The 14,804-nt window shown below is 33.2% G+C and carries 10 protein-coding genes; 6 read left to right on the top strand and 4 right to left on the bottom strand.

Annotated elements, in window-relative coordinates:
- Positions 1-513 precede the first annotated feature (513 nt).
- The 4 genes from OM075_RS12100 to OM075_RS12085 all read left to right on the top strand — a co-directional run bounded on the left by OM075_RS12100 (position 514) and on the right by OM075_RS12085 (position 6,364).
- Complete coding sequence (locus tag OM075_RS12100; RefSeq protein ID WP_301190779.1) at positions 514-1,839, top strand: TolC family protein; 1,326 nt, start codon at positions 514-516, stop codon at positions 1,837-1,839.
- Positions 1,839-2,903, top strand: a complete 1,065-nt coding sequence (locus OM075_RS12095) for an HlyD family secretion protein (RefSeq protein WP_301190778.1) — start codon at positions 1,839-1,841, stop codon at positions 2,901-2,903. Before OM075_RS12100 ends, OM075_RS12095 begins: the two co-directional genes overlap by 1 nt.
- Positions 2,904-2,906: 3 nt before the next feature.
- Positions 2,907-4,505 (top strand): MFS transporter, encoded by a 1,599-nt coding sequence (locus OM075_RS12090; RefSeq protein WP_301190777.1) that lies wholly within the window; start codon positions 2,907-2,909, stop codon positions 4,503-4,505.
- A gap of 311 nt (positions 4,506-4,816) precedes the next feature.
- Positions 4,817-6,364 carry a methyl-accepting chemotaxis protein gene (locus OM075_RS12085; protein ID WP_301190776.1) on the top strand — a complete coding sequence of 516 codons (1,548 nt, stop codon included), beginning with the start codon at positions 4,817-4,819 and terminating at the stop codon, positions 6,362-6,364.
- A 70-nt stretch (positions 6,365-6,434) separates the two neighbouring features.
- Here OM075_RS12085 and OM075_RS12080 read toward each other — a convergent pair whose 3' ends face one another.
- The 3 genes from OM075_RS12080 to OM075_RS12070 form a co-directional block, all read right to left on the bottom strand.
- On the bottom strand, positions 6,435-8,498 hold the full coding sequence (locus tag OM075_RS12080; protein ID WP_301190775.1) for a methyl-accepting chemotaxis protein: 2,064 nt from the start codon (positions 8,496-8,498) through the stop codon (positions 6,435-6,437).
- A gap of 351 nt (positions 8,499-8,849) precedes the next feature.
- Complete coding sequence (locus OM075_RS12075; RefSeq protein ID WP_301190774.1) at positions 8,850-9,914, bottom strand: hypothetical protein; 1,065 nt, start codon at positions 9,912-9,914, stop codon at positions 8,850-8,852.
- A 166-nt stretch (positions 9,915-10,080) separates the two neighbouring features.
- Complete coding sequence (locus OM075_RS12070) at positions 10,081-11,592, bottom strand: helix-turn-helix domain-containing protein (protein ID WP_301190773.1); 1,512 nt, start codon at positions 11,590-11,592, stop codon at positions 10,081-10,083.
- 309 nt (positions 11,593-11,901) lie between these two features.
- Here OM075_RS12070 and OM075_RS12065 point away from each other — a divergent pair, with 309 nt between their 5' ends.
- Positions 11,902-12,819: a putative 2-dehydropantoate 2-reductase gene (locus OM075_RS12065; RefSeq protein ID WP_301190772.1), complete on the top strand. Its 918-nt coding sequence runs from the start codon at positions 11,902-11,904 to the stop codon at positions 12,817-12,819.
- 74 nt (positions 12,820-12,893) lie between these two features.
- Here OM075_RS12065 and OM075_RS12060 read toward each other — a convergent pair whose 3' ends face one another.
- On the bottom strand, positions 12,894-13,718 hold the full coding sequence (locus OM075_RS12060; protein WP_301190771.1) for a hypothetical protein: 825 nt from the start codon (positions 13,716-13,718) through the stop codon (positions 12,894-12,896).
- A 118-nt stretch (positions 13,719-13,836) separates the two neighbouring features.
- Here OM075_RS12060 and OM075_RS12055 point away from each other — a divergent pair, with 118 nt between their 5' ends.
- The gene (locus OM075_RS12055) at positions 13,837-14,658 is read left to right on the top strand and encodes a CPBP family intramembrane glutamic endopeptidase (protein ID WP_301190770.1); all 822 of its coding nucleotides are present in this window, start codon (positions 13,837-13,839) and stop codon (positions 14,656-14,658) included.
- The last annotated feature ends 146 nt before the right edge of the window (positions 14,659-14,804 follow it).

Raw genomic sequence — 14,804 nt, 5'->3', positions numbered from 1 at the left:
CTTTTACCGACTACACCATCTTGTTTTTTGGCTCACCAGCTGATGCCGGAAGAACCACTCGAGATTGAAAGTTAATTTCTAAAAGGATTATTGGTTTAGCTTATCAGAACGCTGGTGTGAGTTTATAACTAGTACCAGTACCTTATATTACAATAATTTACAACCATCTTCCTCAACCACTGCTGGTTCGAGTTTGTAACTCGGACCATATAATACAATATTCTACCACCGTATACCTCAGTCTTTTGCATTCGCACTATGCCCTCTGCATTATGCCCTCTGCACCTAGCTCTTCGCTCAATCACCTTTCTCCCTTCTCCTTGTTCCATGTTCCCTTGTTCCCTTCTCCCTGCTCCAGAGAGAAAATATGGCCTAAATTACAAAAACATTGTCTTTATTTCTAAAAGAAGACTAATTTAAAAGTAAGATCTTTGCATTCAAAATATTTTTGTGAGTAAAAAGAGAATCCTTAAAACGTATTTAAGGAAGTGATAATAGGAAAAATTATACTGAATGAAGAACATTATTTTTACGCTCTTCTTTTGTTTTGGTTTTAGTTTGTTGTATGCACAGGAAAACTCCCTGGATAGTATTTCAATAAATATACAGCAAGCTTGGGAAAGATCTGATGCTTTTAGTAAGGAAATAAAGCAGGCCAATATTCATCAACAAATTGGTAAGACAAAAATTTTAGATGCAAAACGAAAGTGGGCACCCACAATTGAAGCCGAAGCCCGGTTTGGAAAGCTAACGAACATACCCATTTTTGTAGATGGATTAACAAAAGATCCTGAATACATTCCATTGGCCAACCATAATAGTTATGGAGCAGGGGTAAATGCCAATTTTAATATTTACGATGGAGGTAAAGTTAAAAATGGAGTAAAAACAGCTGAAAGCAGATCGCTGATGCTTCAGTATGTTAGTGAGGCTACCTATTCCGAAGTGCATTATAAAGTAGCAGAGTACTACCTTGATATATTACGCTCTAAGGAGTTTGTAAAGATTATTGAAAAAAATATAGCCCGTAACAACGAACGCCTGGAGCAGGTTATAGAGCTGTATGAGCATGGAGTGGTTTTAAAAAGCGACTTATTAAGAGCGCAGCTTCAGTTGTCGCAGCAAAAAATTAATCTGCACTCCATGAAAAACAATATTGAGATTGCATCTCAAAACCTGAATATGCTATTGGGGTATGAAGATGATCAACCTTTGAAACTATCAGATAGTATTGGTATTGAATTGTCAGAATTAGATAAGATATATTCTGATTATGTGGTTTTAGCCATGCAACAATCGCCATTAAAAAAGATGGCAGAAACAGAGATCACCTTATCAGAACTCCATGAAAAGGATGTTCATGCCGAAAAACTTCCTAAAATATCCATGTTTGGAGAGTATAGTTACTCATACCCGCAAAACAGGTGGTATCCTTATGCACCTGCAGGATATATGTTAGGTATGGCAGGTGTTCGCATGTCGTATAATATTTCATCCTTGTATATGAATAAGCATAAAGCTTCTGCTGCAAAACTTGATATTCAGCAACAAATTGTAGCTAAAGAAAATACCGAAGAAGTTTTAAGAAATCGTATTAAAACAGCTTACAAGCGATTTTTAGAGGATAAAGAAAACATAGAAGTAGGATTAATTAGTATTGAGCAAGCTCAGGAAAATTATAGAATAGTCAATCAAACCTATTTTAATCAGTTGGCTTTATTAACCGATTTGTTAGAAGCAGATGCTCAGCTATTACAAGCACAATTTGATTTGGTGAATAATTATGTTTCAGCCAGATTACACTATTATCAATTATTAAAAATAACAGGGCAATTATAATGAGCGATAAATTACAAAAATATCAAAAGGCAGATCATACGGTATTAAAAATATCGTACATCACAGCAATATGTATTCTTTTGGCACTAGCTGTATGGGGAGGAGTTAAAGTATATGATTTCTGTATTTACGAAGAAACCAATGATGCACAGGTTAAGGAATATATCAATCCTATTTTAACCAGAACCAGTGGTTTTGTGCAGGAAATAAGATATACAGATCACGAGCATGTTTTAATGGGCGATACTTTAGTTGTGCTGGATAACAATGAAGCTACAGTGCGTTTGCATGAGGTTCAGGCTGAAATTGCGGCAGCCGAAGCACAAATTAAAGTATTACAAAATGCCATAAAAATAGCTTTGAGTAATACCAATATTTATAAAGCTAAGATTAATGCAGCCAAAGCTCATTTGTGGAAACAGCAACAGGATTTTGACAGATATGAGAAGCTATTGGAGAGAGAGGCTGTAACACAACAGCAATTTGAGAATGTGAAAACACAACTGGATATAGCTCAGTCGGATTATGAAGCAATGATTAGTACTGTGGTTAATTCTAAAGATAAAATTGCCGATGAGGAAGCTAAGTTAGCGGTTGCTATGGCTAACCTGGAGCAAAAAAAGGCCTTACTCGAAAAGGTTAAGCTGAATTTGGAGTATACGGTTATTCAGGCACCATCCGATGGTTATATGGGAAATAAATCTATTCAGCCAGGACAGTATGTACAAACTGGTCAGGTAATTGGTTTTATGGTAGATAAAAAACAAGGAAAATGGATTGTGGCTAATTTTCAGGAAACTCAGATTGCCGATATGCACGAAGGGCAAAAAGCCAAGATATTAGTGGATGCATTTCCTGATGAAACCTTTGAAGGTGTTATTACTTCTTTTTCACCGGCAACAGGTTCTGAGTTTTCTCTGTTACCAACAGATAATGCTACCGGAAATTATGTGAAAGTAGTACAACGTTTCCCTGTAAAAATAGAATTTACAGAGCAGAGTAATACAATGATTAAAAAGTTAAAGGCAGGAATGAATGCAGAAGTTTCTGTTTTAAAAGACTAATGAATGACAAATAGTAATGTACAAATATTTAAGAGCTGGGTTCCGAATTGGTTGGTTTTTGTTACTCTGTTTGTATTTTTGCTCCCAATAGCGCCGGGTTTAGGCCTGTATTCAGGTGGAGTAGCAGCTGCTGCCAGTTTTTATGGTGTGGATATTATTGATATTAATTATTCAATGGTGGTTTACTATCTTGCTATTGCAAGTGTTTTTCCATTGGAGGCCAGATTCTTTAACTTTTTTTCATCGAAACGATACCTGATTGCATGCTTGATTCTGTTTCTCACGCTTAATTATTTATTATACAGAACCCATAGTTATACGGTATTATTTGTATTGCGATTTTTTGCGGGAGCACTATCGCACGGGGTTATTGGTATTGTTTTTACTTTGGTTTTTAAACAGTTTCATGAGCAGCGAAGCAGGGTGTTGGGATATGCAACCATGTATTCAGCTCTGTTTGGTTCCGGAGCCTTAGGTTATATTATGAATGCTTATGTGCTTTCTAATTATGGTTTTAATAGTGTGTTTTTAGTTTACATTATTTCTATCATTCCGGGAGCCATTTTAATGGTTGTTATATTAAGAAATTATATTGATCTGCGAAGAAATGGTAAGGTGCCCTTAAAGAATGTAGATTGGGTAAGTTTCGTAATTTATGCATCGTTATTACTTTCAATTGCTTACTTTTTCTTATATGGCCAATATTACCAGTGGTTTTCAAGTCTGCGTATAGTGCTGGTGTTTTGTGCTATTGTTATTCTGTTAATCACTTTTGTCATGCGACAAAAGGCGCTAAAGGTTCCTTATATTGATATGCGGGTATACAAAACCCGTAACTTCAGAATTGGTATGGGTTTATTGGTGGTCTTCTATCTGGCAAAAGGTGATTTAAATTTGCTAAATAACTTTATGACTCAGAGTGTAAAACTCGACATTTATCACTACAGCTATGTGATGTTTATAAATTGTGCCGGCATTGTTTTAGGAGCATTGTTGGGTGCGCGATATATTTTAGCAGGAATGCGAATACGTATTATCTGGTTGATAGGATTTGGTTCTCTGCTGGCATATCATTTATTTGCTATTTCTGTTCTGAGTTATCAGGCTACTATTAGCCAACTATTTATGCCACTGTTTTTATGCGGTTTTGGTAATGGAATTCTGATTATTTCAATTGTAATATTTTATGTAACAGCTGTTCCTCCTTCCATAGGTTTTTCTGCTTCGGTAAGTGGTGTTGCTTACAGGTCATGCACTTTTGTGGGCAGTATGGCATTAACAAGTATGATGGGTTTACGTTTTCAAAAAATACACCATCAAAGTTTTAGTGCCGATGTTAGCAGAACCAATCTCCTGGCCATGGATCGAATAAATGGTTATGCGCATGCTCTGATAAATAGAGGAGCATCAGCTCATGAAAGTAGCGCGGGAGCTATGAAGTTGCTAGGTAAGGCCGTTTCTTATCAGGAAAATTTGTTGTTTATAAAAGATTACTATTTGTATATGTCTTTTTTAATTGGATTTGTAATGCTCCTAATTGCTACAATACCACATTTTACTTATCAAATTAAAAAGATTAAATCCAGAGTTATTCCAATTTAAGTTTATCGATTTATAAGTCTAAAAGTGTTGATCTCAAATAGACTTTGAATGTATTATTTGTAGTAGTAGACTATTTTAGTAGGTGAAATTTAACTTACAGTATATCAGTGTGAAATATTTGAATATGGAGTGTTTTAATTATTTAAAGCTCTGAAAATGAACATTAAGTATATTCGACTGATATAGTTGACTTGTTTTATCTTTAGCTAAAGCATTTTATTCCGAAACATCGCTAATTAATTATAGTATAAATAAGCAATTAGTTATTCTTTTTAAGGATAGAAATATTGTAATTAGTTAGTGTTTGGGATATGAAGTTTATTGACAATTTAGAAATTGGGAAAAGATTAACGCTACAGTTAATTCTTATCATTGTGCTGATCAGTTTAGGTTTTGGTTATACACTAACAAAAACACAAACTATTAAAAGGTATTTAACTGCTATTTATAGTGAGGATTTAGTGAGTATGCAATTTTTGTTGGAAGCAGACAGGGATGCATATCAATCCAGTTTAGCTATTGGTCAGTTGTTGGTTTTTGATTCTTTGAATGAGGATCATGAAAAATCTCTTGAAGAAAAGTATTTATCTGATGCAAAAGAAAACCTGGATCAGGTAAAGCAACGATTTGATAAGTTTCTTGAAACTTCAAAATCTGCTAAGTTTAAGGAAAATGAAGCATTAGTAAAACTATTTTATTCTTCTTATGATGAAGTGACTAAATTGGAATCAGAAATAGAATCTTACATTCTATCAGATGATTTTATTGATGCTCAGGATGTATACTTCGGAAGTTTTACTCAGCATTTTGAAGAGATGAGAGGAGCGATGGATACATTTACCGGTATTACTCAAACGGCAGCAGATTTATCCTATGAGAATAGTATTGATGTAAGTAATCAGATTTTATACAATTCAATCATTATTATTCTAATAGTAATTCTTATTGTAGCTGCCGGAGCAATCATTATTACTCGTAGTATTAGCAGACCATTATATAAAGCTGTTGATGTTTTAGCTGTAGTTTCTAAGGGAGATTTAAGTGTTGAACTGGAGGAATCACTTGTTGAAAGAAAGGATGAATTAGGAGTATTATCCAGAAGCATTGCATCCATGTTATCAGGACTAAAGCAGGTCGTAGAAACCATTTCCAACAACTCAACTCAAATTGCGTCAGCTAGTCAGCAATTGAGAACTTCAGCCGAACAAATGGCTCAGGCTGCTAATGAACAAGCAGCATCTGTTGAGGAAGTTTCATCAACAATGGAGGAAATGTCTTCAAATATTGCTCAAAATTCCGGTAATGCTCAGGAAACCAAAGCGATTTCAAATGCATCGGCTCATGGTATTCAAGGGGTTGTAGATGCAGCCAAGATAAGTTTAGAGTCATTAACCGAAATCTCTGAAAAAATATCTGTTATTAATGATATTGCTATGCAAACCAATATTTTAGCACTTAATGCAGCTGTTGAGGCAGCTAGAGCAGGTGAACATGGACGTGGTTTTGCGGTAGTTGCAGCTGAGGTCAGAAAGTTAGCAGAGCGCAGTAAAATGGCAGCAAATGAAATAATTGCATCCAGTGATAATAGTTTGAAATTAACTCAAAATGCAGGATTGGAATTACAGCAGATTTTGCCTGATATACATAAAACAGCTCAGTTGGTAGACGAAATTTCATCTGCAAGTTTAGAACAGAATGAAGGTGCAGGACAAGTTAATGAATCCGTTCAGCAGTTAAATTCAATAACGCAGCAAAATGCTTCTACTTCAGAACAATTATCATCCAGTGCGGATGAGTTAGCCGCACAGGCAGAAGCTTTGATTAGTGCAGTATCTTATTTTAAAATTTCAAAGGAGTAATTTTCTAAACTATACGGTATTATACAAAAATCCCTGATTATTAGTTTTATAATCAGGGATTTTTATTTTTTTATCTTAAAAAAGATTGATATTCTTCTGTATTTGATTCTGAATATGTTTTATTAAGATCCAAATTTATATTTATTTTATGCTTGTTCTCTTGTTTCTTATTTTCTTCTTTGCTTTTGTTAGGTGTTGAAGGTGCTTTTGTTTTATTAATTAACACCTCGGAATTTTCAATTTTAAAAAATGAAACCAGATCTCTCAGTTTTTCCGCCTGGGCTGATAATTCTTCTGAACTGGAAGCTAATTCTTCACTCGCAGCTGCATTTTGTTGAGTTACATAGTTAAGTTGTTGTATTGTGTTGTTAATTTGAATTGCACCAGTGTCCTGTTCTTTACTGGAAGCAGTGATCTCCTTTGTTAGGTTTGTTGACTTCTCAATCTGAGGTAATAATGATTTCATTTTATCACCTGTTTGAATTGCTATTTTTACTCCATTGTTTACGTCGCTGATTATCTCGTCTGAGGCTATTTTACTCTTTTCTGCTAATTTCCTCACCTCAGCTGCAACCACAGCAAAGCCACGTCCATGCTCGCCGGAATTAGCAGCTTCCACAGCAGCATTAAGAGCTAATATATTTGTTTGAAAAGCAATTTCACTTATGATATTTGTTTTTTCTGCAATACTTTTGTTTGCTTTTATTGTATTCTCAGTGTCTCTTGATAATTCATCAATTCCCAGGCGTGTATTATTTGAGATGTTTTCATTTTTTAATGCATTACTTGAGTTTTGTGCAATGTTAGAGGCCATCTCTTCCATAGTGCTGGATATTTCCTCAACAGATGCAGCTTGTTCACTCGAATGTTGACTTAATTGTTGTGAAGAGGAGCTTAATTGTTCACTTGCAAATGCCAAATTGTTCGATCCGGAAATTACTTCGCCAATAATTTCTTTTAGTTTCGTAACCATAGCTCTCAATGAAGATGCTGTTTGACCAATTTCATCCTTGCTTTGTATATTAATATCAACACTCAATATTCCTTGCGAAATTTTTGAAGATATATCGGCAATCGAATTGATACCAAATAATACAGGTCGAAGCAAAAGATAAATTCCTAAAAATGTTAGTATTAAGCAAGCCAATATTCCGATGATAATAATTGCATTTAAAACTCTTAAACTTTCATACATATCCTTTTCATAAAGAGAAACACAAACGTAGGAGTCGTATGGTTTAAAGTATTTAAAAAATTGTTGCTTCCATTCTCCGTCTTTATTATCTGGCCATTGGTATCTGGATTTGCTAATTTCATCTTCAGAAGCACTCTTCATTTGTTTGAAAAAGTTAGTCTCTGATATATTAGTACCTTCTGATTTAGGGTGAACTAATAAATTTCCTTCAGCATTGACAATATAGGGATAACCCTCAGAGAAGTATTTTCTGTTAGAGAATTGCTTTTTTAAATATTCATAATTCTTTTCTATAATAGCAACGGCTAAAATACCTTCAATCTTACCGTTGATAATAATTGGTTCGTATGCTGTTAAATACCAATCATCAACAACAAAAGCTCTGCCGTAGTAATTTTTGTTTTGCTCAATAGTTTTTATAATCTCAGAAGAGTTTGGAATTACAGTGCCAAGAGCTCTGTCTCCATCCTTATTTATTACACTGGTTGTGATTCTTAAATAACCGGATTCTATTTTTCTAAAAACACTGGCAACATTAATTGAATTAAGTTTTAATTCGTCAACAAATTCATAGTTTTTAAATAATGATTGTTTATCAATTTCAATACTATTGAAACTAACCTCAAATTCTTTTTCATCATTAGTCTTAATCTTTATACTGTTTTTTTCTTTGACAAGTTTAGGTGTGCCTTTACTGTAAAAAAGTTCGTGAGTAAGGTTTAATGACATATTTACCAATGATTGATGTCCTTCAACCTGACTGTCTAAAATATCAACCAAATCTTGTAGGTGAGTGTACATTTGGTTGTCAGCATTTTTTACAATGCTTTGTTTTAGATAGCTTGTTATAACTACTGCTAATGTTGTAAATACAAAAATTAATAAAACCGCAAAAGTAGTGTTAATTCTAGCTTTGAGTTTAAAATCAGTAAATTTCATTTGATCTAATTGTGATAAGTAAATATTCCCTTTTTGTGTGTTCTTTTAAATCTGCGGTATACTACTCATTGAGTACTTTGTTTCAAAAAGAAGCGTTAATATTTATTAAATATTTTTTGCGTAAATTAGGTAAGTAATTGCGTAAAAGAAATGCCTTGGTGAAAAACGATTCACCAAGGCATTTCTTTTTGTCTATGATTAGCTGGATTAGGTATTAGAACATCGTAATGAACATAGAAAGTACCTCAATACAAGGCTTTACAAAACGAGGCATAACACGTTGAAGTAACAGAATGTCTTGTTTTGAAGTAATTTCAATGTGTAATAGACTTTTTTAATGTGCATTGCGGTTTATGCTGTAATGGCAATGGGTTGTTCAATAAACGTTTTATCGTACCATTGTTTGCATGATTTAAATGGTAATATAAAGTTTGTTGAATAATTAAGTATAAAGTTGATTACTCCAAAAATGGCAACCAATACGCCAATAAAGAATGCTATAATCGTAGCAATCATTAAAAATGTCATGTTACTGCTAAACTCTTCATCATAATCTCTTTTCCAGGGGCCTCCGTTGATGCTAACATAATGTTTGGTTGCCGATCCGGCAAAAAGGGATGTCATAATTACTCCAACCAATCCTTTTCCTTTGGATCCAAATATGCGGAGTCTTTTTTCTAGGATATAAGCAGGAACTCTGCTGGCTAAATAGTAAAAAGTAATACCACAAAAATGTAATAGCATCAAGCTCGACCACAATGAACTAAAGTCAATAAAAGCTGCAATAACAGGAATCGCTATAGCACATCCCAAAATCCATTTGGATCCAGCAAAATACCTTTCGGTTCTATTGTCATAGACTTCTTTGATGGCATTCATCTGTTCAATCAGTTCCTGGTTGTCTGGTTGTAGATAAGTAGCGATGTATTCTAATCCGTTTCGTACATATCTGGCCTGACTTCCTTTTGTTATGGTCAGTAATTCAGATCCATCCTCTCCTGGTACAGTGCTTAGTTTATTTTCAATGCTTTCTAAAATCTCATAAGCTCTCTGGTTTCTTTCTTCCATACTTAGCGAGCTTATAAAATCTTCAATTTCAGCATTGCTTTTGGGTGTTAGGCTTATTTTTTCTTTGATATTCGTAAAAATTACCAGAGGAAAAAGAGCAAATAATCCAAGCATAAAAGTACTGGCAATGATGATTGAAAACCAATCTGTGCTTTTTTCTTTTGCTGGCTTCACTGGTTTTGTTGTTGATGATGCATTGTCAGTGGTTTGTTCCTGAGTAATGGATTGTTCCGTAGTTTTAGGGTTTATATTTGGTGCGGTTGCCTTCTGAGCAACTAAACTTATATTGACGCAAATATTGATACAAAAAAGTACCAGAGTAATGGCAAGAATAATTTTCTTCTTCATAATTAGTTAAATCTAGTTTGTTATTTTTTACAATTGACTAAATGATGTTTGAATAATTTATGTTATCGATCGATGATTCAAAAATGTAGTCAATAGATTGAATTACAAACTTTTTGTTGTCTGAATAGATCAATTCGGACATCTTTCGAAGAAAGAAAAATATGTTTTATTCTATCAAAACGCCTGTGTTTACTTGCTTTCTGAAGTTTGAAGGAGTAATTCCCTTTTCGTTGACAAAAGCGGTGTAAAAAGATGATCTGGATTTAAATCCGGTTTCCTGAGCAATGCCTTCAATGGTTAAATAATCAGATTTTGGGTCTTTCAATAGGCGAGAGGCTTCTTCAATTCTGTATTGATTAATAAATAAGTTGAAGGTTTTTCCTGATTTTTCATTAATAATCTCGGATAATGTTGAGCGGTTTGTATCCAGTTTCGTTGCCAATAAATTAAGCGTTAAATCCTGATTAAGATAGATTTTATCTTGTTTGATTAGCTTTTCCAGAGCATCCCATATTTTCAATTTTTCTGAACTAAGTTGTTTAATTTTGGGTTTTACTGCTTTGCGGGAATTCTTAGAGATAGAGGATTTTACGGTTTTATGATTCAGTTTTAAATAAATGCCTGTTATAATTGCCAGGCATAGAATTAAACCAATAGAAATTGAAAGGTATTTGTATTTAAAGAAGTTTAAAGATTTTGCCAATTCACTTATCTTCTTATTCTTGTTTTTTACATCATATTCAATTTGCATTTTACTTAATTCGGTTCTCCACTTATTCTTCTGTAAAGAATCCTCAATAGCATAATACTGTTTAAGATATTTGCTGCTTAAATCGTATTGGGCTTGCTGCTCATAAGCTGATGCCAGACCTTTATAGCTATCTTCAATAAATGGCAGGTAGTTTGATTTTAATGCAAATGGTAGTGCCTTTTTATAATAAAAAAGTCCGGAATCAACCCTTTGGTATTCCATGTGAAATTTAGCTAGCCCTAAAAGTGCATCCGCCATTCCGAGCGGTTTATTCGACTTTAACTGCATTTCGTACGCTTTATGAACCCAATATGAAATACTGTCTTGTTTGTTTATAGAGGCATAGTAATAACTATAGTTTAAGGCAGTAAATCCCGCTGCTTCATACTGTAAATTTTTTCGAAACAGATAAAATGCGGAATCATATAGTTGTGTAACAGGAACTGTCGGATTGTTGTAATTGGATTGTCTTAATAAATTTGCAAAACCGTGATAACAATAGGCTTTGTCAAAGTCAGAAAACTGATTACGTACTGTAGCAATGTTTTCAATAAATAAGTGGATGGCAATTAATGTATCACCGGCTTCTATACCTAATTCAGCCATGTTTAGTGCTAAAATAACTTTTGCATTAGGTTTTGTTTCTTCATTTATAGCGATTTCATAATGCCTGTGGGCTTTGATCCAATTTCCCTGGTCTTTATAACAAAGAGCTAATAGTGAGTTTGCTAACGAATAAGGTTTATTGTTATGTTTTTTATAGATAGAATCTGATTTTAGTGCCAGATGAATAGCGTTGTCAAGGTCTCTTTTGTTGAATGATGCTTTCGCCTTTTTATATACCTCTGCCCAATATAAATGATAGGTTTCAGTATTTTCAGATTGACAGTAATACGGTGCAGAAAACCATAATATAAAGGTTGTCAACAAACAATATTTAAGCATTTCAATTTTCATAGATACGGGCTGATTAATTAACTGTGCTGTTTTGGTTGTGTTGAGTTAATTAAATATGTGGCGGTATAAATATTTAAACAAAAATATAAAAAGTACGAACTTTTAAAAATAATAATTATAAATATAGTGTGCTGATTTATAGTTTAATAATTGTGATTTGAGGATTGATATGTTTAAGCTTAATAATTATTAACTTTTTTGCTCAATACAATCGCCTGTTGTTTTAAACACTATTGAGTAATTTTACTTCTCTAAAAAATAAATGAAGCAAGAGTAAAAATGGAGTTAAATTACGGGATTATTGGTACGGGTGCTATAGGTGGTTTTTATGGTGGTTTTTTAGCAAAATCTGGGAAGGAAGTTAATTTTTTATTTAATTCAGATTTTCAGCATGTTAAAGAAAATGGATTAAAGATAGATTCTTCAACTGGTAATTTCCATTTAAAACAAGTTAATGCCTATAATAAATCAGAAGATATGCCGAAGTGCGATGTGGTTTTTGTGTGTTTAAAAACAACTACAAATCATATTTTAAAGGAAATGCTTCCTTCTGTTATGCATAAAAACTCGGTTATTATTATGATTCAAAATGGTTTGGGTATTGAAAAAAAACTGGCAAAGGAATTTCCTGACACATCAATAGCTGGAGGTTTAGCGTTTGTTGCATCGTCAAAAATAGATAAAGGACATATTGCGCATTATGATTATGGTTCATTGACATTGGGCTTTTATCAAAAAGCAAATGATGAGGTTTTAAATCAGGTGAGTATCGATTTAAATAATGCAGGTATAGAATGTAATTGTGTCGAGGATTTAAATCTGGCACGATGGAAAAAATTACTTTGGAATATACCTTTTAATGGAGTATGTGTTGTTTTAAATGCCAAAACAAAAGAGTTGGTAAGTAATGAAGAATCACGCAAGTTGGTTAGTGATTTAATGTACGAGGTGGTAGAGGCAGCTAATCATTGTGGGGCACCGCTTAAAACTGATGCGATTGATGAGATGATTGATTCAACATTTAAAATGAAGCCATATGCACCAAGTATGAAACTAGACTTTGATTTCAAACGTCCGATGGAAATTGAGGCAATTTATTCTAATCCGGTTCAGGAAGCTAAAGAAGCCGGATACGATATGAAAGTTACTTCTACAATTGAAAAACAATTGTACTTTATTCAGGAAACCTATAAGTAGATATTGAGATGATAAAAAGGAGCTGTAGTAGCTCCTTTTTAATGTTGACTCGCATGAGTGAATACTTCTATATCTTAATAATATTCGTAAACTCTATCGCAAACAAGATAAATTGAGTCGTTGATTGTAATGTTTGCACTGGTCCAGTTTTTCTTATGATCATAAGCTGTGTAATCAACTTTTACAACCATAGAAGATGCTTCTGAGCCATAGGAAGAACGGGAGAGATTGTAAAATCCATATTCGTTATATGATGCTTCCATTGTCATCAGTAAGGAATCGTTCTGATCAAACATGTATTCTTTTGTAATTCTATTTTTAGTGTCTCTGTTGCAAGTATATACTCTTTTCAGATTGTCTTCAGCATCAAAATATTTTAGTTTATGCCAATTGCCTAAAGAATCATTTACAAAAGTAAAAGTTCGTTTGGTACTGTCTACAGGGTAATTGAGTATTTGAGCGTTTGTAAATCCTGATTCATCATAGGTATATGTATCGTATCGCCAAAGAGTATCATCTCTGTAATAAAAGGCTTTTGAAATTTTGGTGTTTTCATTTTCTACTACCCATTTACTAATAAAATCATCACCAATACTGTAGGTGTTTTGAGTAATTAAACCATTCTCATTGTATGTGGCTATAAAATCATTCGACCATTGCAAACTGTCTCTTTCTTTTGTTGTAATTACAGAGCCTTTAGTTATTCCTTCATCGCTTTTAATAGCCCAATAATTAATTTCTTTTACAGATTTTAATTTTCCATTTAAAGTTTCATTAAATACAAAGTAGGGAGTGTAAGCTCCTAATGTAGTTTGAGGAGGTGGTTCTGGTGATGAGGTTTTGCAGGAAAAAATAATTCCGGTAAGAATTATTAAAGTTAAATACAGAAAGTTTTTCATAATAGTAAGAGTTTGATAAATACTATTAATAAAGTTACGACGTATATTTTTATAGTTCAATGGATAATAATTTATTATTAACGGGCAATTGTTATATTTGCGACAGAAAAATATGAATATGGAAAATATGAAACAGAAATCCTATCCCAGTGTTGGTCAGAGTTGGGGTATAGTTGGAATTGCAATTTTAGCTCAGTTGATACTGGCACCTGTTTATACAGGTGTAACATCATCAATGGATAAAGACTTAGCGCTTTTATTTTATTATGTATTAACCATTGGTGGTGCTTTTGCATATGCGCATTATATCCGTAAAAAAGAAACCGGGATTGATAATTATCCAGTTTCAAAAGGGTCTTTAAAATTAATTTTATTGGTTTCTATATTTACAATAGTTATGGCTATAGGAGTTACAAACCCTATAGCAAGCCTTATTCCTATGCCGGATTTCTTTAGAGAAGCTTTTGAACAAATGATGGGAGAAAAAAGTATTTTCTCATTTTTAACAATTGCGGTTGCTGCTCCAATTTTGGAAGAATTAATTTTTAGAGGAGTAATATTGGATGGATTATTAAAAAAGTACACTCCACAAAGGGCAATCTTTATTTCAAGTTTCTTATTTGCTTTTCTGCATTTAAATCCTTGGCAGTTTGTTGCTGCAATGGCTATTGGGGCTTTTTCCGGATATATATATTATAAAACAAATAACTTATTGTTTTGTGTAATTATTCATTTCGCAAATAATGGATTTGCCTTTATATTATCCTTGTTTGAGGGTGGAGAAGAGCAAATAGATATGTCATTGATTGAAGCTTATGGTGGTGTTACCAATGCCATACTTGTTATTGGAGGATGTATTATCGTAGGTTTAGTGTGTTTGGGTTTTATCAAAAAAGAACTTAATTCTTCAGTTAAAGAGGAAGAAAAAGAGTTGGTTTAATTTTTATAAAAAAAATATTATCGATAGAAGTGTTTATAATCAGATAGTTGATGTTTAGGTGAGGTTTATTTCAAAAAGAAATATCAAAATCTATTTGGTAGTGGCAAATAAACCTCCTATATTTGCAACCGCAAAAAAGAAAACAA

The organism is Plebeiibacterium sediminum, from assembly GCF_026013605.1.
Lineage (GTDB): Bacteria > Bacteroidota > Bacteroidia > Bacteroidales > Marinilabiliaceae > Saccharicrinis > Saccharicrinis sediminus.
Note: the sequence above shows the minus strand (reverse complement) of the source record. Positions and strands in the feature narration are given on the sequence as shown.

Excerpts from the sequence above, each read along its gene's own strand:
- OM075_RS12100 (WP_301190779.1), top strand. The coding sequence starts at position 514 with ATGAAGAACATTATTTTTACGCTCTTCTTTTGTTTTGGTTTTAGTTTG.
- OM075_RS12090 (WP_301190777.1), top strand. The coding sequence starts at position 2,907 with ATGACAAATAGTAATGTACAAATATTTAAGAGCTGGGTTCCGAATTGG.
- OM075_RS12055 (WP_301190770.1), top strand. The coding sequence starts at position 13,837 with ATGGAAAATATGAAACAGAAATCCTATCCCAGTGTTGGTCAGAGTTGG.
- OM075_RS12075 (WP_301190774.1), bottom strand. The coding sequence starts at position 9,914 with ATGAAGAAGAAAATTATTCTTGCCATTACTCTGGTACTTTTTTGTATC.
- OM075_RS12065 (WP_301190772.1), top strand. The coding sequence starts at position 11,902 with ATGGAGTTAAATTACGGGATTATTGGTACGGGTGCTATAGGTGGTTTT.
- OM075_RS12085 (WP_301190776.1), top strand. The coding sequence starts at position 4,817 with ATGAAGTTTATTGACAATTTAGAAATTGGGAAAAGATTAACGCTACAG.
- OM075_RS12095 (WP_301190778.1), top strand. The coding sequence starts at position 1,839 with ATGAGCGATAAATTACAAAAATATCAAAAGGCAGATCATACGGTATTA.
- OM075_RS12080 (WP_301190775.1), bottom strand. The coding sequence starts at position 8,498 with ATGAAATTTACTGATTTTAAACTCAAAGCTAGAATTAACACTACTTTT.
- OM075_RS12060 (WP_301190771.1), bottom strand. The coding sequence starts at position 13,718 with ATGAAAAACTTTCTGTATTTAACTTTAATAATTCTTACCGGAATTATT.